Annotated in this window: 1 protein-coding gene and 1 pseudogene; both read right to left on the bottom strand. The window is 38.1% G+C overall.

Going from position 1 to position 1,569, the window contains the following annotated elements; all coding sequences use genetic code 11:
- A pseudogene (locus tag VNJ50_RS14710) lies at positions 1-237 on the bottom strand (N-acetylmuramoyl-L-alanine amidase); the annotation flags it as partial.
- 125 nt (positions 238-362) lie between these two features.
- Positions 363-1,523, bottom strand: coding sequence for a metal ABC transporter permease (locus VNJ50_RS14705; RefSeq protein WP_325583050.1), 1,161 nt, complete (start codon positions 1,521-1,523; stop codon positions 363-365).
- Positions 1,524-1,569 lie beyond the last annotated feature (46 nt).

Here is a 1,569-nt window from a genome sequence, read left to right as displayed (position 1 = left end):
GACTAAAAATTGTGAAGAAACGTTTAAACTACTGGCTGTAACCAGATCGGGTCTGCCCGGTAATTTGGACGGATTAAACGCATCAAACGTTTGTTGAAAAGTCGGGATTACCGTCCAATGCAATACAATCATTCTTGGAGTGATAGTCGGCGTATCTAAGGTTAATCCATGGCGAGTGGCCAAATATTGTTTGGTAAGTTCTAGGCGTTCTTCATCAAAAATAATGGGCTTTTCCACTATTTTTTTGGAGTTTGAACAAGAAAAGATCAAAAGGAAGAAAACAAAAAGGCTATTGAATTTCATTATTTTACGTTTGAAGGTCTTCAAAGTTAATAAATTATTGGTAGCATTTAAAGCATTAACTAGCCCCGGAACAAAAAGAAATCCGCTTTCATATCTTCAATTTGCGTATCCTCATTCGTAATGATATAATCGATGGCTTTTGAGGTGAATTCGTCACCTTTCTGAGTTAGAAACACGATTTTGTCTTCAATATAAATCATATTATTTTTAAGAGCAAGCTCCAAAACGGTTTTGCTTTTCACTTTTTGCCAGTTGATATGTTCGTTAAGGTGATTAACATGGCGTTCTTCTTTTTCTGTATGGTTTTTGAGATGGAGTAAAAAGGTCAAAAGCAGCACTTCAATACGTTGTTGGTTTTCTCTATAAGTCACAGCAATAAGCCCTTTGTCTGGTGCAAACAAATAGATGATTAAAAATACAATGCCGAGCATCGTTGTAATGGAACCGGCAATTGAGGCATCCAGCCAATGCGCCACCCAATACCCCGAAATAGCACTAAAAACACCAAAAAAGACGGCCAGTCCAATCATTTTTTTTAAATCTGTAGTGAGTAAATAGGCACAAGCGGCAGGTGCGATCATGAGTGCTACGACGAGAATAGCACCGACGGCATCAAATGCTCCAACTGTGGTTATTGAAGCCATGCTCATCAATCCATAATGTATAATCACTGGCGAAAATCCTAGTGATGCCGATAGTCCGGCATCAAAAGTGCTTATTTTTAATTCTTTAAAAAATGCAATTAAAAGTCCGAATGTAATCGTCAGAATAGTACCAATAACCCATAATGATTTTGGTCCGATATCCATTCCATTAATGTAAAGTCGATCAAAAGGAGCAAAAGCCAATTCCCCCAATAATACAGCATCGACATCCAAATGCACATCATTCGCGTTTTTAGCAATCATTATCACGCCAATACTGAACAATGCTGGGAATACCAATCCGATAGCTGTATCTTCTTTGACCAAACCTGTTTTTTGGATTTGCTCCACTAAAACGACGGTTATAACACCTGTTAGTGCTGCAAGAAAAATTAGTATTGGCGAGTTGAGGTCCTGGGTTATAAAAAATCCAACAACAAGTCCGGGTAAAATGGCATGACTAATGGCATCGCTGATCATTGCCATTTTGCGAAGCACCAAAAATGTACCAGGTATAGCGCATGCCATAGCGACCAAACTTGCAATAAGTTGTATTTCCAATTGCGAACTATGCATCTTTTTTTATGTTTTGATTATACAGATTGGCTGCTGTTTCAAATCC

The organism is Gelidibacter sp., from assembly GCF_035577925.1.
Taxonomy (GTDB): Bacteria; Bacteroidota; Bacteroidia; order Flavobacteriales; family Flavobacteriaceae; genus Gelidibacter.
This window is presented reverse-complemented; position numbering and strand designations above follow the sequence as displayed.

What these genes read in the sequence shown, in the direction of transcription:
- VNJ50_RS14705 (WP_325583050.1), bottom strand. Translation starts at nt 1,523, where the DNA reads ATGCATAGTTCGCAATTGGAAATACAACTTATTGCAAGTTTGGTCGCT.